Source organism: Sulfitobacter guttiformis, from assembly GCF_003610455.1.
GTDB classification, from domain to species: domain Bacteria; phylum Pseudomonadota; class Alphaproteobacteria; order Rhodobacterales; family Rhodobacteraceae; genus Sulfitobacter; species Sulfitobacter guttiformis.
This window is the reverse complement of sequence record NZ_RAQK01000002.1, coordinates 800,891-820,342: the sequence shown is the minus strand read 5'-3', so window position 1 is coordinate 820,342 and position 19,452 is coordinate 800,891. Positions and strand designations below refer to the sequence as shown.

Annotated in this window: 20 protein-coding genes; 2 read left to right on the top strand and 18 right to left on the bottom strand. The window is 57.5% G+C overall.

Translation table 11 applies throughout. From position 1 onward, the window contains the following. Window positions 1–4 precede the first annotated feature (4 nt). The 17 genes from C8N30_RS16585 to atpD form a co-directional block, all read right to left on the bottom strand. Window positions 5–1,228, bottom strand: a complete 1,224-nt coding sequence (locus tag C8N30_RS16585) for an arginine deiminase (protein WP_025061674.1) — start codon at window positions 1,226–1,228, stop codon at window positions 5–7. Further along, the gene (locus C8N30_RS16580) at window positions 1,225–2,673 is read right to left on the bottom strand and encodes a YfcC family protein (RefSeq protein ID WP_025061675.1); all 1,449 of its coding nucleotides are present in this window, start codon (window positions 2,671–2,673) and stop codon (window positions 1,225–1,227) included. The genes C8N30_RS16585 and C8N30_RS16580 overlap by 4 nt, the downstream gene beginning before the upstream one ends. A gap of 194 nt (window positions 2,674–2,867) precedes the next feature. Continuing rightward, window positions 2,868–3,227, bottom strand: a complete 360-nt coding sequence (locus C8N30_RS16575; RefSeq protein WP_025061676.1) for a hypothetical protein — start codon at window positions 3,225–3,227, stop codon at window positions 2,868–2,870. Continuing rightward, the gene (locus C8N30_RS16570) at window positions 3,224–3,508 is read right to left on the bottom strand and encodes a hypothetical protein (protein WP_025061677.1); all 285 of its coding nucleotides are present in this window, start codon (window positions 3,506–3,508) and stop codon (window positions 3,224–3,226) included. The genes C8N30_RS16575 and C8N30_RS16570 overlap by 4 nt, the downstream gene beginning before the upstream one ends. A gap of 204 nt (window positions 3,509–3,712) precedes the next feature. Beyond that, window positions 3,713–4,936, bottom strand: coding sequence for an acetate/propionate family kinase (locus C8N30_RS16565; protein ID WP_025061678.1), 1,224 nt, complete (start codon window positions 4,934–4,936; stop codon window positions 3,713–3,715). Then, complete coding sequence (locus C8N30_RS16560) at window positions 4,933–6,351, bottom strand: bifunctional enoyl-CoA hydratase/phosphate acetyltransferase (protein WP_025061679.1); 1,419 nt, start codon at window positions 6,349–6,351, stop codon at window positions 4,933–4,935. Before C8N30_RS16560 ends, C8N30_RS16565 begins: the two co-directional genes overlap by 4 nt. Then, a complete protein-coding gene (gene fabI / locus C8N30_RS16555; RefSeq protein WP_025061680.1) occupies window positions 6,338–7,102 on the bottom strand; it encodes an enoyl-ACP reductase FabI in 765 nt (254 codons plus the stop codon). Before fabI ends, C8N30_RS16560 begins: the two co-directional genes overlap by 14 nt. Further along, window positions 7,099–8,790, bottom strand: coding sequence for a PHA/PHB synthase family protein (locus C8N30_RS16550; protein WP_037968245.1), 1,692 nt, complete (start codon window positions 8,788–8,790; stop codon window positions 7,099–7,101). The genes fabI and C8N30_RS16550 overlap by 4 nt, the downstream gene beginning before the upstream one ends. A gap of 296 nt (window positions 8,791–9,086) precedes the next feature. Beyond that, window positions 9,087–9,926, bottom strand: a complete 840-nt coding sequence (locus C8N30_RS16545) for a F0F1 ATP synthase subunit gamma (protein ID WP_025061682.1) — start codon at window positions 9,924–9,926, stop codon at window positions 9,087–9,089. After that, complete coding sequence (locus C8N30_RS16540; protein WP_025061683.1) at window positions 9,923–11,476, bottom strand: F0F1 ATP synthase subunit alpha; 1,554 nt, start codon at window positions 11,474–11,476, stop codon at window positions 9,923–9,925. The genes C8N30_RS16545 and C8N30_RS16540 overlap by 4 nt, the downstream gene beginning before the upstream one ends. Beyond that, window positions 11,466–12,221 (bottom strand): F0F1 ATP synthase subunit B family protein, encoded by a 756-nt coding sequence (locus C8N30_RS16535; RefSeq protein WP_025061684.1) that lies wholly within the window; start codon window positions 12,219–12,221, stop codon window positions 11,466–11,468. The genes C8N30_RS16540 and C8N30_RS16535 overlap by 11 nt, the downstream gene beginning before the upstream one ends. Before the next feature lie 3 nt (window positions 12,222–12,224). After that, on the bottom strand, window positions 12,225–12,470 hold the full coding sequence (locus C8N30_RS16530) for a F0F1 ATP synthase subunit C (protein WP_025061685.1): 246 nt from the start codon (window positions 12,468–12,470) through the stop codon (window positions 12,225–12,227). Continuing rightward, the gene (locus C8N30_RS16525; RefSeq protein WP_025061686.1) at window positions 12,470–13,174 is read right to left on the bottom strand and encodes a F0F1 ATP synthase subunit A; all 705 of its coding nucleotides are present in this window, start codon (window positions 13,172–13,174) and stop codon (window positions 12,470–12,472) included. The genes C8N30_RS16530 and C8N30_RS16525 overlap by 1 nt, the downstream gene beginning before the upstream one ends. Beyond that, window positions 13,171–13,482 (bottom strand): N-ATPase subunit AtpR, encoded by a 312-nt coding sequence (locus tag C8N30_RS16520; RefSeq protein ID WP_084273558.1) that lies wholly within the window; start codon window positions 13,480–13,482, stop codon window positions 13,171–13,173. The genes C8N30_RS16525 and C8N30_RS16520 overlap by 4 nt, the downstream gene beginning before the upstream one ends. Next, on the bottom strand, window positions 13,458–13,751 hold the full coding sequence (locus tag C8N30_RS16515; RefSeq protein ID WP_025061688.1) for an AtpZ/AtpI family protein: 294 nt from the start codon (window positions 13,749–13,751) through the stop codon (window positions 13,458–13,460). The genes C8N30_RS16520 and C8N30_RS16515 overlap by 25 nt, the downstream gene beginning before the upstream one ends. Next, the gene (locus tag C8N30_RS16510; RefSeq protein WP_025061689.1) at window positions 13,748–14,155 is read right to left on the bottom strand and encodes an ATP synthase F0F1 subunit epsilon; all 408 of its coding nucleotides are present in this window, start codon (window positions 14,153–14,155) and stop codon (window positions 13,748–13,750) included. Before C8N30_RS16510 ends, C8N30_RS16515 begins: the two co-directional genes overlap by 4 nt. After that, window positions 14,152–15,615: a F0F1 ATP synthase subunit beta gene (gene atpD / locus C8N30_RS16505; RefSeq protein WP_025061690.1), complete on the bottom strand. Its 1,464-nt coding sequence runs from the start codon at window positions 15,613–15,615 to the stop codon at window positions 14,152–14,154. The genes C8N30_RS16510 and atpD overlap by 4 nt, the downstream gene beginning before the upstream one ends. A gap of 184 nt (window positions 15,616–15,799) precedes the next feature. Between atpD and C8N30_RS16500 the strand changes: the two genes are divergently transcribed. Together C8N30_RS16500 and C8N30_RS16495 are read left to right on the top strand one after the other, a co-directional pair. Continuing rightward, window positions 15,800–16,219 carry a cupin domain-containing protein gene (locus C8N30_RS16500; RefSeq protein WP_025061691.1) on the top strand — a complete coding sequence of 140 codons (420 nt, stop codon included), beginning with the start codon at window positions 15,800–15,802 and terminating at the stop codon, window positions 16,217–16,219. A 609-nt stretch (window positions 16,220–16,828) separates the two neighbouring features. Further along, window positions 16,829–17,527, top strand: a complete 699-nt coding sequence (locus tag C8N30_RS16495; protein WP_025061692.1) for an endonuclease/exonuclease/phosphatase family protein — start codon at window positions 16,829–16,831, stop codon at window positions 17,525–17,527. On the opposite strand, the gene cls is transcribed toward C8N30_RS16495, so the two are convergent. Next, window positions 17,524–18,972 (bottom strand): cardiolipin synthase, encoded by a 1,449-nt coding sequence (gene cls / locus C8N30_RS16490; protein ID WP_025061693.1) that lies wholly within the window; start codon window positions 18,970–18,972, stop codon window positions 17,524–17,526. The genes C8N30_RS16495 and cls overlap by 4 nt on opposite strands. Between the last annotated feature and the right edge of the window lie 480 nt (window positions 18,973–19,452).

Genomic DNA, 19,452 nt, shown 5'->3' with positions numbered 1-19,452 from the left:
TTCCTTAAATTTCGTCGCGGATGAGTGGGCAGGTCATACAGTGTGATCCGCCGCGCCCGCGTCCGAGTTCCGATCCGGGGATGGTGATGACCTCGACACCTGCCTTGCGCAGGAGCGTGTTGGAATCGACGTTGCGCTCGTAGCCCACGACGACACCGGGCTCGAGGCACAGCAGATTATTGGCATCGTCCCACTGCTCGCGCGCGGATTCGTAGGCGTCGCCGCCTGTGGGTACGGTTCGCAGTTTCTTGAGGCCCAAGGCGCTAGCGACGACCTCCAGAAACGGCTTTGTCTCTGTCTCGACGATGACTGCATCACCCTCACCCGGGCGCAGGCTGTAACAGCGTATGGCATCGGTCACTTCGGTAAAGACAGTAACCAGATCGCGGTCGCAGAAGGTGAATACAGTATCAAGGTGCATAGCACCGCGCGAGCGTGGAAACTGGCAGGCAATGACCCGCGTTGCACCACCGCCCGCAAACAGCCCGCGCGCGATCTGACCCACGGCCTGCGGCGTTGTCCGCTCTCCCATGCCGATCAGGACCGTGCCATTTCCGATGGGCATGACATCACCACCCTCGACTGTGGCAGGACCATGGTCCTGCTTCGGATCGCCCCACCAGACAGGAAAGCCTGCATCCTTGAAATCGGGGTGAAAGCGGTAGATTGCAGCAAGATTCAGCGTCTCCAGCCGTCGTGCGGGCCAATGCATCGGATTCAGTGTAACACCGCCGTAAATCCAGCAGGTCGTATCACGGGTGAAGATGTGGTTGGGCAAGGGGGGCAGAACGAAGTCGGCAGGCTCCAGCATGGGGGCCAGCACACCAGCTGCCGCAATAGGCAGTTCCGCCCGGCTCATGCCCCCGATCAGGATGGTAGAGAGCAGATCTGCCTTCACTTCCATCAGATGTGCCAGCAAATCATCTGCTAGACCGACCCCTACAGTATTATCGTTGATCCGCGCCTCCAGCAGCCAGCGGCGTGCTTCCATATCACCCAATGTCTCGGTTAGCATTTGCCGCAGAAATACCACCTCGACCCCGCGATTGCGCATCGCATCCACGAAGGTCATATGCTCGATCCGGGCCTGCTTGACCCAGATCACATCGTCGAACAGCAACTCCGCGCAGTTTGCAGGGGTCAGCCGCGCCATGGCCGCGCCCGGCTTGTGAACCATTACGCGGCGCAACTTGCCCGCTTCGGAATGAACGCCGTAAGTCAAAGTCATGTGGGGGTTCCTTGCATGAGGACGCCAAGGCTGAGGGCGACCATGATGATGATCGTGAGGCCCAGAAGTACGGGCCAGACAAAGCGTAGCCAACGCTCATAAGGGACGCGGGCGATGGCCAGGCCGCCCATAACGACTGCTGAGGTGGGGGTGATCAGGTTGACGACACCGGCCGCCGATTGGAAGGCGGTGACGATCAGGCTGCGCGCGACCCCGGCAAAATCCCCAACCGGCGCCAGGATCGGCATGGACAGGACGGCAAGGCCGGAGGTCGAGGGCACGAAAAAGGACAGCGCTACCTCGATCCAGTACATTACGATAATGAAGAGGACACTGTTGAGACCCGCGATGCTTTCTTCGGCCCAGAAGAGGATGGTGTCGGTCATATGCCCTGCGTCCATCACTACGACGATACCGCGTGCAAGGCCGATGATAAGCGCCACACCCAGCAGATCGCGTGCGCCACCAACGAATGCATCGACCAGACCCTTTTCGCCCAGACGCCCGATCAGCCCGATGCCGATGCCCGCAAACAGGAACAGCCCGCTCATTTCGGCCATCCACCAGCCGCCCAGAGACACACCCCAGATCATCACTGCAAAAGTCGTGCCGAACAGCAGCAGGACGATCTTGTGCAGACCAGTAAAATCGGTGGCGATGTCTGTGGTGCTTTTGAAATGCGCCTCGTTCTCGGCTTTGCGGTCAAACACCAGTGATTTCGACGGATCGGCCTTTACCCGTGCGGCGTACCACATGACGTAAGCTGTGGTTGCCACGAAGCAGACTACAAGGATTACTAACCGCAACATCAGCCCCTCGGTGAAGGCTACGCCCGCAGCATCCGATGCGATGACGGTCGAAAATGCGTTTACGGTTGATCCCAGAACACCTACGCCCGCACCCAGCAGGATCACCGCCACTGCCGTCAGCGCATCGTATCCAGCTGCGATCATCACGGGGGTGAGCAACACATAGAAAGCAAGCGTCTCCTCCGCCATGCCTTCGGTTGTGCCCCCCAGCGCAAAAAGGCCCATCAGGATTGGAATCATCCATTTTTCGCGTCCTTTGAGCCTTGTCATGGCGCGTTTGATGCCTGCATCAATGGCACCTGTGGCCGTGACTACGCCGATAAAGCCACCGATCATCAGCACAAAAAGGGCCACATCGATGGCATTTGCGCTGTAGCTGCCCGGATCATAGAAGCCAGCGATTGGCGCGAGGATGACATCAAAGAAGCCCTGCGGATTGGCCTCGGTGGTGGCGTAGGTACCCGCAACGGGGAGGTCTTTGCCAAGCGCTTGGGACGCCACACGCTCGTACTGACCTGCCGGAATCACCCAAGTCAGGGCAGCTACGATGATGATCAGCGCAAAAAGAATTGTATATGCCGAAGGAAACGGGAACTGCTTTTTACGCTTGGGGGCAGTTGTGTCTGATAAAGGCATGGGGGCGTCCTTGTTGCGAACTCGTTGATCTTGGCTGGCAGGTTTCGCTCAGGTTGAGGAAAGCCAACAGCATTGATTCTAGGCTAGCCTCGCTTTGTGGCTGTCGGGCTGATCGAAGTTAGGGGCAGGCAAATGAGTGCAGCGCGGTCGGCAAAACATGTAAGACTGGAGATCGCTCTGCGTCCCAACGAAGCTCATAATTTTGCCGATGCCACGGGTGTCTGCTGGTGGTGCAGGCGAAGCCATTTGCTGTCGTCGTGAATGTAGGTCGAGGTGCAGAGGGCTTTATAAATTGGCTCGTCGCCGCGCTCGGCAGATACGCGGTAGGCCAGAATTGAAATGTCATCCTTGCGCGATAAATACCGCTCGCTCATCACGACAGACCGCCATCGCTGGGCAACGTCGGCTTCTCTCCAGACGGCATCCCCTGTGAGTATTCCCGCAGGGTAGGGGAACACAAATACGGCATCAGGTGATGTCATATGTCGCGCACTGTCGGCACCTTGCGTCCAAAAGCGCTCTTCCATATCCCAAAGCTCGGCAGCACTGCTCATGTTTTTGGGAGCAGGTCGAGCAGATTAGAAACCACTTTCCCCCGACCGGATGCAGGCGTTTGCACGTCTGTAAACCGCGCTATCAAAGCATCCAGCCGCTTGCGTGCAGCGCCGCCCGACATTTCGGCCAGTTTCGCGGCTTCAAGCCATGGATCTATATCAAGCCTTGCGAGCATCGACAAAACAGAAACGTTCGTCTCGCGACTATCCTCCCCGACCGTTGCACCAAGAAAACGTTCATAAACGGGATCTTGCCCCATTTCTTTAATCGAAAATGCCATCGTTTTTTCCCTTCGTGAAGTGGCTGCATCTAACGAGCTGACCAATATCGCGGCAGACCCGAATTGGGTCTAAGCGTAAATCAGGTTTCAGGCTGTCGTATTGATGCAGGTCAGCGAAACGCAGTTTTTTGACCTGCGCCCACCGTTTGGCATAGTGACGGCGCACAGAAGGTGTCGGGAGATTAGGCTGTATTCTATGCGCCGCTAATGTGCAGGTGTCGCATTCCCTACATGGAGCAACTGCCGTGTGGCGCGGGCAATGACGGATTCTTCGTCCGTTGGAATGACTAGAACGACGATTTTTGATGCGTCTGAGTTTATGCGCGTCTGGTTGCCCTCGTTCGCCGTTGGATCAAGGGCTACGCCCATCCATGCGAGGCGATCAATAATCATACTGCGGACGAGGGCCGATTTTTCGCCGATACCGGCGGTGAAGACGATTGCGTCAAGCCCGCCGATGGCCGCGCAAAGTGCCGCCAGTTCGCAGGCCGCACGGTAGCAAAACAGCTCGATTGCCTCACGCGCTTCCGGTGCGGTGCTGGCCTCCAGGGAGGCCATGTCGTTGCTAATTCCCGACACACCTAACAGGCCCGACTCCCGATACAAAAGCTGCGTGATCTCGTCCGGTGACATCCTCTTTTGCTCCAACAGATGCAAAACGACACCGGGGTCAAGCGCCCCACAGCGCCGCCCCATCATCAGGCCGTCGAGCGCAGTGAAACCCATACTTGTAGCCACACTTTGCCGGTTTTTCAGCGCGCACATGCTGGCTCCATTGCCAAGGTGCGCGACAATCACACGACCACCTCCGTGTTGCCCAAGATATGATGGTAGCCTTCCCGCGATGTATTCATACGATAGGCCGTGAAAGCCATAGCGCAAAATCCCCTGATCAGTCAGGGCGCGGGGCAGGGCGAAGATCTGGGCAAGTCTGTCTTGGGTCCTGTGAAAACTGGTGTCGAAACAGGCGATCTGGGGAAGGTCGGGTGTGAAGGCTGCAACGTGACGGATCGCTGCCAGATTATGGGGCTGGTGCAGCGGGGCCAGCGGCACAAGGTCTTCCAGTTCTGCCATCAGTGTATTTGTGATCCGCGCGGGGCCGGCATGTGCGCGCCCGCCATGTACCACACGGTGACCTGCGGCCTTGATGGTCGCACCGCCGCCATGGTTTTGCAGCCATTCGAGAAGCGCAGGGATGAGGGTGTCGTGCGTCGCCGATGGCTCGCATATCATGTGGTCTTGGGGCGGCACGACATTTCCCTTGGCGTCATAAGCCGAAAATATCGCAGCGTTCCCGATGTTTGCAATTTTGCCGCGCAGGAGGGGCGTTTGCATGACAGCTTCATCGTGACCAACTATAATATCAGAATAGAGTGCGAATTTGAGGCTGGAGGAGCCAGCGTTAAGGACGAGAATTGCATCTGTCATGGGTGGGGCGATGTCCGGTAGTTTATGAAAAGTTGGGCAAGTGCGCAGGACGCGAGCCGCGACGTAGCGCTGTCGGCGCGGCTGGTGAGGATGATCGGCACGCTGGCGCCCAGAACGATCCCGGCCGCATCCGCCTGCGCCAGATAGATCAGCTGTTTTGCGATCATGTTTGCGGCCTCTAGGTCGGGAGCAATAAGGATGTCTGCGATGCCTGCGACGTTCGAAACAATACCCTTGGCCGCCACGGCATCGGGAGAAATTGCATTGTCGAAGGCCAGCGGTCCATCCAGAAGCCCACCGGTGATCTGACCCCTGTCCGCCATTTTGCATAACGCCGCCGCGTCCAGTGTCGAGGTGATGCGGGGGTTCACCGTTTCGACCGCCGAGAGGATCGCAACTTTGGGTACGTCAATGCCAAGGGCAAGTGCGAGATTAATGGCGTTCTGGACGATATCGCGCTTGATCGCGAGGTCGGGATAAATGTTGATGGCCGCATCGGTAATCAGCAGCGGTTTGGGGTAGGTCGGCACGTCAAGCACATAGATATGGCTCATCCGCCGTTCTGTGCGCAGGCCCAGTGCTGTATCGACCACGGCCTCCATCAGCTCATCAGTGTGCAGAGAGCCTTTCATGAGGGCATCCACTTCACCGGCGCGGGCAAGCGCGACAGCAGCGGCAGCAGCGGCATGGCTGTGGGGGGCGTCGATGATCTGGATCCCGTCAAGACTGCGTCCTGCCTGCGCCGCAGCGGCAGCGATTTTTGCCTGTGGTCCTACCAGAACAGGGGTGATCATTCCTTGTAATGCGGCATCAAGTGCGCCTGTCAAGGACAGCGGATCACAGGGATGCACCACGGCGGTGCGCACCGGTACCAGCGCGTCAGTGGCGGCGATCAGGCGGGCATATTGCGCGCCCGGGACATGCATCAGCACATCGGGCAGGATAACGCGGGGGCGGCGGATTTTCTCGCGCGGGGCGATAACGCGTGCCACGCCTTCAATCACGGTTTTGTCGTTCTGGTTCAGGCAGGTGCAGGCCAGCAGCAATCGCCCTTTTGCCTGCTTTTCTGTCACCTCCACACGCACGGTGATCGTATCGCCCAAGGTTACAGGTGCCATAAAGTCGATGCTTTGGTTCACAAAAATGGTGCCAGGGCCCGGCAGTTGTGTGCCCAGCACGGTTGAGATCAGCGCGCCACCCCACATGCCATGGGCAATGATCCCGTGGAACATATCGGTTCTAGCATATTCCGCATCGACGTGCGCGGGGTTTACATCACCCGACATGACCGCGAACAAATCAATGTCGCGCTGCTTGAGTGTGCGTGTCAACACAGCACAATCGCCAATTGAAATCTCGTCGTATGTCAGGTTTTCGATGTATTCTACATCTGGTGTCGTGTCAGGCGCGGACATGCAGACCCCCATCAACATAGGCAATGTCGCCCGAAATGCTGCGCGCGCCATCACTGGCGAGCATTACTGCGACATTGCCGACGTCCGCCACCGTGATCAGGCATTGACCAGGGGCGCGCAGGCGGGCCGCGTTGATGAGCGTATCGAAATGCGCGATGCCCGAGCCTGCGCGGGTCTGCAACGGCCCCGGCGAGATCGCATTGACGCGGATGTTTTTTGGCCCCGACTCAACCGCAAGCGCGCGCATGGTGCCCTCGAGGGCGGCCTTGACCGGCCCCATGATATTGTAATGATCCACCACTTTTTCGCCGCCATAATATGTCATTGTCAGGATCGTGCCGCCATTGGTCATCAAGGGCTCAGCCAGCCGCGCCATACGGATCAGCGAGTGGACCGAGACATCCATAGCCTGTGCAAAGCCCTTGGCCGAGCAATCCGTGACCCGCCCGTGCAGATCGCTGGCAGGGCAGTAAGCGATGGAGTGGACGACGGTATCGAGCTTCCCCCAGCGGTCTCTGACCGCATCAAAAACTGCCTCCATTTCACCACTGACCTCGACATCGAGAGGCAAAAACAGCTTTGCCCCGACAGTATCGGCGACTGGTTGCACATAGGGTTTCGCCGTGTCGTTCACATAGGTCACTACAACCTCGGCACCTGCATCCGAGCACGCTTGTGCGCACCCCGCTGCGATTGAATCAGCATTCGCCACACCTACGACCAGCACGACCTTGCCTTTCAGCGCCGTCATCGTTGCATCACATAGGTGCCGGGGGCGTTGCACAGGGCAGCATATTTACCCGAAGCGGCTCCCATGGGCGGTGGTTTGACCGCGGAACCAGAGCGCGCTGCAAGCCAGCTTGCAAAATCGATCCACCACGAGCCGTCTTCGGCAGCATTATCCGCCATCCATTCTGCCGGATCGCGGAAGGCCGCATCAGCTGCAGTGTCTGCAATACGGTAGTGACGATGCGGGTGACCGGGCTCCGAGACGATGCCTGCATTATGCCCGCCGCTGGTCAGTACAAAGGTCAGATCCGTATCGGCAAACAGATGCAATTTATAGACTGATTGCCACGGTGCCACATGATCGTCTTCGGTCCCAACCGCAAAGATCGGGGCGCGGATATCCGAGACGGCAATGGCTTTTCCATCAACAAGGTAGCGTCCTTCGGCCAGATCATTGTCGAGAAACAACTTGCGCAAATATTCCGAATGCATGCGTGCGGGCATGCGCGTGGGGTCCGCGTTCCATGCCATCAGATCAAACGACTCGCCTCGCTGGCCCAGCAGGTAATCACGGATTGCGGGTGCCCAGATCAGATCGCGGGCACGCAGCAGAGCGAATGCACCTGCCATCTGGTCGGAAGACAGATATCCTTCCTTGGCCATCATGTCCTCGATCATCGTCACTTCGCTGTCGTTGATGAACAGGCGCAGCGGACCGGCCTCGGTGAAATCAACCTGAGCCGCGAGCAGTGGTACAGAGGCAAGGCGCGTGTCCTCGTTACGCCCCATCGCCGCCGCTGCAATGGAGAGCAGTGTGCCGCCAAGACAATATCCGACGGTGTGCAGTTTTGGCGCGCCGGTGATGCTTAACACTGCGTCTGTTGCAGCCATTACACCAAGCTTGCGGTAGTCTTCCATGCCCAGATCGCGGTCCGACGCATCAGGATTTTTCCATGAAATCATAAAGACAGTGAACCCCTGCGCCACCAGAAAACGAACCAGTGAATTCTGTGCGGACAGATCGAGGATATAGTATTTCATGATCCATGCAGGCACGATCAGGATCGGCTCTGGCCGTACTTTAGCAGTGGTAGGTGTGTATTGGATCAACTCGATAAGGTCATTGCGGAACACCACTTTGCCGGGGGTGGTGGCGAGGGTGCGCCCGACCTCGAAAGGCTGCGGTCCCACCGGCTGTGTCACACCCGCCCTGCGCCTGATGTCCTCCGAGAGGTTCTGCGCCCCGCGCATCAAATTCTGACCCTTCTCGGCAATCGTCGCAGCAATCACATCAGGATTCGTCATGGCGAAATTCGACGGTGCGGTCGTATCGACCAGCGTGCCCGCCACAAAAGCCATCAGGTCCTCATGGGCTGGCGACATGCCATGGACGTCTGTCATGACGTCCTGCCACCATTGCCAGTTCTGCTGGTGTGCCTGCGCCCAGACGTTAAACGGATATTTTTGCCAGCCTTCACTGGTAAAGCGCCGGTCAGGCTTTGCTGTAGCAGCGACACCCTGCGCAGTGCCTGAAGTGCTGGCACCAAGGCTTGTTGCCAAGAGGGTGTGTGCGTTTCGAGTTGCCTGTTCCATAAGATGCATCTGCTTGCCGGGGGATGTGGCCAGATGGACAGCCCAATCCATCCACGCCTCGCCCAGTACAGACGGTGATAGACCGGAGGTGGCCCTGGCAATGCTTGAATGTGCCATGCGGTCCAACGTCTCGTATGCTTGCGTTGGACGCGCCTCGAGCTGCTCTGGTGCCTGTGATCTTTCCTGTGGCCCAGTCTTGGGCGCGGATGCAACAGCTTTGTGTGATTTTGATGCGATCAGCTTAAGTTGCTCAGCCATGATATGTTCTCCACCGGACACCGCGAAACGCGCACCCTTTTCCAATGTCATAATCTCCATGCCGCTTTGAAACGTTGATCTGGATCAGCCGCACGCTGCGCCAGCCAAATAAATTCCTTACTATGGGTCATCACGACAGTCGGGGTGTCTTGTGACTACCTTGCAACCTGCGCACCGGTACTCAATTCGATAATCTCAGCGGTAATGGCTTCTTGCCGGACACGGCGCAGGATGGCCTGAAACGTTTTCAGTTCGCGCGTGATCTGGCTGCCTGCAGATGTCATTGCTTCCATCCGTGCCTCGTTTTCGGCGGCAAAAGCATGGAGTGCGGCCTTGCAGACTTCTGCATTAAAGTAGTCCTGGCTAAGCGCTGCGATCAGAATGTCATCGGGCAACTGCATCAGGGGACGGTCTGCGCTTGTAGGCGGAAGATTGGCCAAATCGATCGGAAACAGCCGCTGTCTCACTATGTCCGGACGCCCCGATGTGCGCTCGGTGAAAACAACATCCAACGCGTCGATGCGGCCCTGCGCTATGGCACCATAGATGGTTGATGTTACCTCATCGGCAAGTTTGGGGATGCCTGAAGTATGGGAGGGGAGGGGCGCCGACCAATACGGTGCCAACCCGCGCGCCACAGCTACCGACAGCCCCCTTGTGCCCACAAGGAACAGGGAAGCCGTGCCGGCTTGTGCATAGACGCTTTCGAGGACCCGTTCACTGAACGCACCTGCAAATCCTTGTTCGGCACAAAATACGAGCAGGCCGGTTTTGCGTTCGACCTTTTTGCCTTGCTCTTCCATCGGGCCAATGTTGGGGCCCAGAACCTGTGACATTGCTGATGTAATGGTCGCGGCATAGCTATCGACCGCAGCCAGCTGCGTGCGGGCGATATGCGCCCGGGCGGCAGCGATACCTTTCATGGCATTCACCACCGTGCCCAACTGGCGGATGCCGTCAATCCGCGCACTGATATCGGCCAGCCGTTCGGTCATGTGCTGTCCGGTGCGGTGTTGCTTCCATCTGACGCCTTGGTGTCGCCAGCAATTGACTTTGCAAGACGGGTGACGGCCGCTATCAACTCCTTGCGCATGGCCTCGTCAAGCTCTCCGGTTTGCGTAAGGCCGCGCAGGGTCGCGGCGGCGTCAGTGTCCAATGCTTTCGCCAGCTGTGCACGAAATGTCGGCAAGGCTGTGAGTGGCAAAGCATCAAGCAGACCTTCCTGCACAGCGAGCATTAGTGCCACCTCGTCGGCCAGTCGGAACGGCATATGCTGGGACTGCCGCAGCGCTTCCCTGATCCGCGCGCCGCGTGTGAGTTGTTCGCGTACGCGGCCATCGGGCATACCGCCAAATCGGGTGAAGACCTCAAGCTCCAAAAATTGCGCATAGTCGAGCCGCAGCGTACCCACCGCTTTGCGCAGGACAGGCGCCTGCGTCTTGCCGCCCACGCGGCTGACGCTTAATCCCACATCTACCGCAGGCTTCTGGCCTTGGTGGAAGAGTGCTGCATCCAGCACGATCTGCCCGTCAGTGATCGAGATCAGATTGGTCGGAATGTAGGCTGATAGGTTGCCTGAATCAGTCTCCGCGATAGGCAGCGCCGTGAGTGAGCCACCGCCGCGTTCTTTGGACAACTTGGCTGCACGCTCCAGCAGCCGCGCATGGATGTAGAACACATCGCCGGGATAGGCCTCGCGCCCCGGCGACTGCCGGGTGAGCAGGGCAATTTCGCGGTGGGTGGCGGCGTGTTTGGACAGATCGTCGATGACGATCAGCGCATGCTGGCCCTTGTCGCGGAAATACTCTGCCATGGTCATGCCTGCATAGGGGGCGATCCATTGCAGCCCCGGAGCCTCTGATGATCCGGCCACGATCACGATGCAACGCGCGAAGTTCCCTTGCGCCTGCAACGCGTCTATGGCCCGACGCACACTGGAGGTTTTTTGCCCCACCGCGACATAAATGCAGATCATGTCACTGTCTCGCTGTGCTATCATAGCGTCGATGGCCAAGGTCGTCTTGCCTGTCGAATGATCACCCACGATCAATTCTCGTTGGCCGCGCCCAAGCGCGAAAAGGGTATCGACTACCACGATGCCGGTTTGTACCGGCTCAGTCACCAAATCACGTTCGATAATCGAAGGCGCTGGGCGCTCGATAGGCAGATATTCCTGCGTATCCACAGACCCTTTGCCGTCAATGGGACGACCAAGCGGATCAAGGACACGCCCCAGCAGTGCCTCGCCTACGGGGACGTTGATGACCTCGCCGGTGCCGAAAACCGCGTCGCCCGCCTCAACATCCTTGGCGGCATCCAGCAGCACACACCCGATCAGATCGGGATCTAGCACACGTGCAAAGCCGACCTGACCGCCTTCAAAGCGCAGCACCTCGTCGAGCCGGACATTTTGCAGGCCCGAGACCATCGCGACACCGTCACCAATCTCCTCGACGCGGCCGCGATGCTCGGCGCGTGGTCCGAGTGTTGCGCGCTGTAACGCATCGTTGGTCGTAGCGACCCAGTCGAAAATATCAGGCGGCATCTTTCGCCGCCTCTGGCGTGATCGCCTTCTGAATCTGGACAAGATCCGCCTGCCAGCTGTTGCGCAACACGAAATGCGGGCTGCGCAACTCTACACCGGCAATCAGATCGGGATCCACAACAATGCGTATTTGTGCGTTACCACCGAGGGCTGCGTTAACGGCCTGTACGATTTCCTTGCGCTTTGCATCTGTCTCCGGCTCAAGGGCTGTGACAACTTCGACGCCCGTCGGAGTGGTGCAAAGAGCTCCCCGATCCTTGGCGGGCAGCTTCTTGATGGCTTTGACAAGTTGCGACAGGAAATCGGATTGCACGGAAGAGCTGTTTAATCTTTCCAAAAGCTTGGCTGCAATCTTTAGCGACAGACAAGACGCCTTTGCCGCATTGGCCTCCTCTGCGGCTTTCGCGTTATGGTTGAGGGTGGTCTTTGCTGTCGCCAAAAGGGCATCAGCCTTAGTGCGTGCATCCGCCAGCACCTCCTTTGATGCGGCCTGCGCTTCCGCCCTCGCTGCCTCAAGTTTTGCATTGCGTTCATCTGCTATACCGGCGCGGGCATCCGTGGCTTCTTTAAGTGCGGCCTCCGCTTTGGCCTGTGTTGCCGTTGCCGTGTCAATTATCGCTTTGGCGGCGTCTTGACGGCTTGTAATAGCTGCCGCGACAGGCCGCCAGAAGACACGTGACAGGAGCCAAACCAAGATCACTACATTTATCGCTTGCAGACCAATGCCCCAGAAGTCGATAGTCATAATTCAGCCCAACATCGGGTTGGCGAACAGCAGCAGCAACGCGATTACCAGACAATAGATCGCAGTTGTCTCGATCATTGCGAGGCCCACGAAAAGCGTGCGCGAGATTGTGTTTGCTGCCTCTGGCTGGCGTGCGATGGCATCCATTGCAGCCGCAACAGCACGGCCTTCGGCGAGGGCGGGGCCGATGGCGCCAAAGGCAACTGCGAAGGCCGCACAAAAAATGCTGGCAAGGGGGACGTAATCCATCAGGAATCCTTTTTAGGTTTGGGTTTGGTATCGCTGGCTTCTGGCAGACCGTCCTCGATCGTGGAGGATATGAACACCATCGCGAGAACAGCAAAAATATAGGCCTGTACCAGCCCGGTCAGCAGATCGAGCGCCATGAGCGGGATCGGTACCAGCAGACCCGCCAGTGAGGCGACAATGCCAATAATGAAAACGCCGCTCATAACATTGCCGAAAAGGCGCACGAACATTGAAAAAACGCGGGTGACGCTCTCAAGCATGTTGAGCGGAATCATTATCACATTAGGCGCAGCAAATGATCTGAGGTAGCCGCCCACACCTGCGCCACGTACGCCGAACCAGATCACAGACAGAAACACGAGTACGGCAAGTGCGGCGTCGGTCTCCAATTGTGCTGTTGGCGGCTCGATCCCAGGGATCAGCGAAGCCCAGTTGGCCACGAGGATGAACAAGAACAGCGTGCCGATAAAGCCGCGGTAGGGGGCAGGTGCTGCACCGCTTGTCTCGCGGATTTGGGTGTCCATCGTAGCGACAATGAGTTCCAGTGTGGCCTGCCGCCTGCCCGGAACAAAGGTCAGCCGCCGCGTGAGTAGATAGGACCCTGTGACAAGGATCACCATAATCGCCCATGTCGTTAGAACGGCCTGCGTGATTGGTACGGGGCCAAGGTAAAACAGTGGGATGGAATCCAATGGGGAATTCATATTGTGCCCCTCTGCGTCCGGTGCAGCATCAACGTCTTGGCACAAAGCAGCCCGCCAAGAGTTGCGAGCAAGGCAAGCGCTCCGACAAGAACTGCGATATAAAACCCTGCAATTAGGAGAGAAATCCGGCCCAAGGTTAGAGCGAGGGCTAAAAGCGGCTTACCCTCGTTCACGATCAGTCTTGTGGTCTCTCGCAGGGCGCGGAAATACGCGTACCCGATGAGCCATCCGCTAAGAAAACAGGCGGTGAGGGTAATGAATAGTGGAAGGGATGCCAGATCAATCATCGCGCGTTCATCCATTTCCATGCTGTCCAGCCGCCAAGGCAAAGCCCTATTGCCATGAGCGGGGCGCTCCAGAATATACCGCTGCCCAAGCGCGCATCGATCCAGCGGCCAAGAAACAGGCCCGCCAATGTTGGTGCAACAAATATCCAGCCTAGAACGCCAATCTGGGCGAGGCGACGACCAACGGACATATCGCCCTCCCGCAGCCAGCGATCGCGCCGTTCGCGACGCAGGCGGATCTGGGTGATCAGCGGGTCATCTTCGGGTTCGGGGTTGTTCTTTGACCTCACCTGAACTTCCCCGCGTCTGCACCGGTGCTCAACTGGCTGACCATGCGGCGGATAACGTTCATTTGAAGCTGCAATGTCTCCACATGCTCGACCCGCTCGGCATCTGCATCCGCTTGAAATTGCGCGAGCACTTCGGTGTCCAATTTAGCCAGATCGTCACCTACCACAGCTTCGCGTGTTGCAATCGCTATGTTGCCGCCCGTCACGGTCAACGCGCCGCCCCGCACGGCGCAGAACCGTTCCACCGTTTCGCTACGCCAACTGACTATGGAAATCGCAAGTGCTGTCAGGAACGGCGCATGGTAGGGCAGGATGCCGAAACTGCCGCTGGCATCTTCTGCACGAAGACTATGGATCGTCTCATCCACGATAATATCAAGCGGTGTCACGATGCTGAGCCTCATGTTGCTGCCTCTTTTTCCGAGGCGGTAGCGGTTTTTGCAGCCGCCTCTTTCTTGCGCGCATCCTCTAACGTGCCCACCATATAGAGGGAGCTTTCCGACCAATCGTCGGCCTCACCGTCCAGTATGGCGCGGCATCCTGCCAGTGTATCGGCCACCGGCACACTGGCACCAGCCATGCCGGTAAAGGCTTCAGTGACCATAAATGGTTGAGTGAGGAACCGCTGCAACCGTCGCGCGCGTTTAACGATAACTCGGTCGGCAGCGCCAAGTTCTTCCACGCCCAGAAGCGAGATGATGTCCGTCAATTCGCGGAACCGCGCCAAAGCTTGCCGGACAGCCTCGGCAGTTTTGTAATGATCTTCCCCCACGACAAGAGGATCAAGGAGCATGGACGACGAGCCGAGCGGGTCAATCGCGGGATAGAAACCTTCGGCAGCTTGTGCGCGGCTCAGAACAATGACGCAGTCCATATGGCTGGAGATCGTTGTAACGGCCGGATCGGTGAAATCATCGGCGGGGACATAGACCGCCTGAATTGCTGTTACCGCCGATCCTGCAACGGAGGCGATGCGTTCTTGGAGCCCCGCGACCTCTGTTGCCAATGTCGGCTGGTACCCGACACGAGAGGGCAGACGGCCAAGCAAGCTCGAGACTTCCGCGCCCGCCTGTACAAAGCGGAAGACATTGTCCATCAACAGCAGCACATTTTGATGCTTCTGGTCGCGGAAATATTCGGAAATGGTGAGGGCTGTCAGCGGAGCGCGCCACCGTGCGCCGGGCGGCTCGTTCATCTGGCCGTAGACCAGCACTGTGCGCGGCAGCACGCCTGAACTTTGCATTTCGGTCAAAAGCTCATGCCCCTCGCGGGAACGTTCTCCGACGCCGGCAAAGACCGAGATGCCATCGTATTTCTCTACCATGGCGCGAATCAACTCCATCACCAGAACAGTCTTGCCCACACCGGCACCGCCGAACATCGCGGCCTTGCCGCCCTGGGCCATGGGCGTCAGCAGATCAATCACTTTGATACCCGTCTCGAAAACATCTGTGGTGCGGGTCTGGTCCTTCAGTGGGGGTGGTGTGGCATGAATTGATCTGCGCGGCGTATCGCTGGGCAGCGGTGGGCCATTGTCCTGCGTATCGCCTACAACATCCAGAAGGCGGCCCAGTACTGCCTTGCCCACCGGAACACAGACCGGCCCGCCTGTAGCGCGCACGGTAACACCGCGCGCAAGCCCAACGGTGGACTGGAATGCCACAGCGCGCAGTGTGGTAAGGTCAAGATGGCTGTGAACCTCAAGGATCAGAGGTGTTGGAAGATCCCATTCCACAGTCAATGCGGAATTGATCGGTGGCAGGTCGGCGTCTGGGAACACAATATCCACCACCGCACCCCTTACGGCGTGGATAAACCCAACTGCCTTAGGTTCATCGTGCAGCGGGGTGTCTGTAGTTCGCATGGTTTGATGATCCTCCGGGCGGATGATTTGGCGATGTCCTGATCCTGTCCTACGCTGCGAAGAAAGAGCATGTATTGATCTATGTCAGCCCCTCGTGCTGACATAGATCAATGCGCGCGCGGTGATTTTAGCGTCAGATGCCAGTATATCGCCAACGGAGGCGAAGCTGTTTCAGGGGGTTATTATGATCGGATTTGTCGCAGATATTGAGGAACTGACGGAAGAAAACACGGATTTCCGCCGCGTTCTCTATTCAGGGTCAAAGCTTCAACTGGTTTTGATGTCACTTGAGCCCGGACAGGAGATCGGTGGTGAAATCCATGCCGACACCGACCAGTTCTTTCGCATTGAGGACGGGGAAGGGCGGGTCGTGATCGACGGTAAGGCGCACAAAATAAAGTCAGGCAGCGGAATTGTGGTACCTGCAGGGTCGCATCACAATCTGATTTGCACAGGCCATCAGCCGCTCAAGGTCTATACGATCTACGGCCCCTCCCATCACCGTGATAAGTTGGTCCAGAAAACCAAGACCGAAGCGGACGCCTCAGACGAGGCTTTCGATGGCCATACCACCGAGAAGATCTCGGACGCGGTACGCGTATAGGTTTTGGCGCTCACGCCCGCTACACAGCCAAGGTGCCAATTTTTTCAGTTAAATAATGCGGAGCTTTCAATGGCAGGGATCAGTAAAAACCACCAGCGGTGCGACTACAAATGAGTTCGAAATCGTATGTCAGCGACTGGCCGCGTTGCGGATAGATATGCCGCGACTTGGCGAAGCCTTTGCTGCGATGTCGCGGTGTTGAGTTCGTTCCACCAAGATAAACAGCGCGCACTTGAAAAGGGCGCGTTGGACGCCGCGTCTATGTGATTGATGCAGGCGCTCTTTGGTTTGACCGGTTGTATAGACAGTCGTCGGGGTTTGAGGTTCCTTACTGCTTATGCTTTTTTGACTCTCTGAAAGGGGGGCGGGACAGCGCTGGCGTTACTGTCCTCTGGAATGGGTTTGCGCTTCTGGCAGTCAGCTTGTTGGTGTCGATAAAAGGACATATTTTTCCGTCGATGTCGCTCATACGGCATCTAAACTCACGCCGCGGGCATCAAGCAGGGGCCCCTCTGGTGCAGCCTTTCTTCTTGGCTCTTATTTGACTGGTGGCCAGCAGAACCAACACCAGCCTTTTATTTTTGTGCAAGACAGACAAGACCTTTCGCCATGTTGAATGATCAATTCACTTTTGCCAGCTACAATATCCGCAAAGCAATCGGGCGCGATGGCAAACGCAATCCCCAACGTATCGTCGAAGTGCTCAATGCATTGTCGGCGGACATAGTTATACTGCAAGAAGGCGATCTGAGGTTCAAAGGCCGCCGCGCCATCTTCTCCTCTGCGGATCTATTTGATCAGACAGGCCTCACTGTCATAGACGTTGCTCCCCAAGATCCCGGGCTGGGCTGGCATGGGAACATGCTACTGGTGCGCGCTGGAGTCGAGGTGAACTCAGTAGAGCCAATCACCCTGCCGGGGTTGGAGCCACGCGGTGCGGTCGTCTCCCGTCTCAGCTTGGGCCACCGCAAGCTTGATTTGATCCAGTCGCACCTGGGCCTCGTTCCTGCACAGCGCAAGCGGCAGGCGCAGCTTCTGGCCGGTTGCGTCAATCCCGCTTGTCCCACCGTGTTGGCAGGGGATTTAAACGCGGCGGGCTCGGCACCACCAAGCCTTTCTCCCCTCCATGCGCATCTAGACGAAGTCGTCTGCGGCCCCACATTTCCAACGCGCTGGCCGATGATCCGGTTTGACCGAATTTTTCATACGCGCGGATTGAAGCTGCTGGACGCACAGGTCTATAGCACCGCTTTAGCGCGGCAGGCATCGGACCATTTGCCAGTCAGCGCGACATTTACATTCCTTTAGAGCAAAGGTGACGCCAGCCTGGCAACGCTGTCGCGGAACCGCAGTAGGTGCCCAAGAGACTGATACCGCTCTACGTCAAAAGGCCTGCAGTCTACCAGATCACGCCCGAAGGCCTCGACGAGCTGTTGTGATACGTCGCCGTCATAGATTACAGCCGTTAACTCATAGTTGATGCTGAAGGACCGGATGTCCCAATTTGCCGATCCGATCGAGCTGATTTCACCGTCTACACAAACTGTCTTGGCGTGCATAAACCCTGCGGTGTAATGGTGCACTTTTACCCCTGCTCGCGCGACATCAAGGGCATAAGTGTTCGCCGCCCAGAACGGTAAAAACTGTCTTGGGCCGTTGGGAGAAATCATTACCTGTACATCGACCCCCGAGAGCGCCTTGAGTTTGAGTGCTTCGGCCAAAGTCTCGTCCAGAATAAAGAAGGGCGACTGGATCAGTACCTGCGACTTGGCAGATACGATCAGCTCGAAATACAGCTGGCGGATTGCTGCAGATGAGGTATCGGGGCCGGACAGGCAGATCTGGACGGGCAAGTTGGCCGTGCGATCAGGTGGTGAGACTGCAGGGAAAAGGTGGGCTGGATCAAGGATTTCGCCCGTAGCATTTTCCCATTCGGTCAGGAATATCGCCTGCAGCGACCACACGGCGCTGCCGGTCAGCCGGACATGTGTGTCGCGCCAGCGGTCGAATCCTTTCGGGGGATCAAGGTATTCGTCTCCGATGTTCAGGCCGCCGGTAAAGCCTATGCTGCCGTCGATCACGGCAATCTTGCGGTGGTTGCGGTAGGAAATCGCTTGCACCTGCCACAGCGACGGAGAGGGGTGTATCTCGATACCTGCGGCACGTGCGTTGCGCAGGTATCGCTGGCTCAGACCTCTGAAGCTGCCGATCGGGTCGAAGAGAATACGGACGTGTAACCCTTGGGATGCCTTCCTGATCAGCACTGTCAGTACCTCGTTACCGAACACGTCATCGTTCAAGATGTAGAAACTCAAATGGATTGACGATTTGGCCTGCTCCATCGCCGCGACAAGCACCGGATATGTCGCCTCAGCATCCTGAAGAACGGCGATCCGGTTAGATGTGGTAATACGTGAGCTCGCGTTTGAATTAACCAGTGTCGCCACCCTTGCTGCCAAAGACTGTTCCTTTTCCATCAGAGCAAGGGCCGCGTCATGCTGGGCGCTTGCGTCCTGTAATACGGCGCGAATATCTGCTGTGGAACCTTGCTGTTTGAGATGAAGGTGGCGCGCAAACGTTTGGTAACCGCGGCCTACGAACAGATAGATGACCAATCCGAAAATCGGCAAAATGATAAATAGCAGCATCCACGCAAAAGTTGATTTTGGCGCGCGGTTTTCCGAGATCAAAAAGACCGTCACGAGGACGAGATACGCGCTGAACAGGATTTGAAAAATGATTTCGATGGACATAAGCCTCACTCTGACGGACGGCCTACACCACGGGAATCCGACCATACTACTATAGCACATCAATCAATCGTTTGCTTGGTGGAAGCATTTGAGGGTCAATATAGTCAGCGGACGCTAGGTCGGTTTGCCGTTCTGCACCGCAGCTAAAACGCCGCCTGCGCTTTCGGCTTTGTGGTATCCAAGGCAGCGCGGGATTCCATCAAAACCGACCGGGTCACTGACTAGGGCCTCTCGCCCGCAGTGTTGATGCCGTCCAATTTTGCGCCGGCACCCAGAGTGATAAGTTCGGCCTGTGCAACCACTGCTACACCCTCTGTCTTGGGGTCTTTCTGGAATATCTGGGCGGTCTACGTGATCTGGCTTGCCTTTTCTGCCGGTACTTTTTGTCGTGCGTCAGCCCGAGCCATGAAGCTTTCCGCATAGGGCACCGACTTGTCGTTGGATTTATCACCGGCAGCTTTCCAATAGGTCTCAACGGCG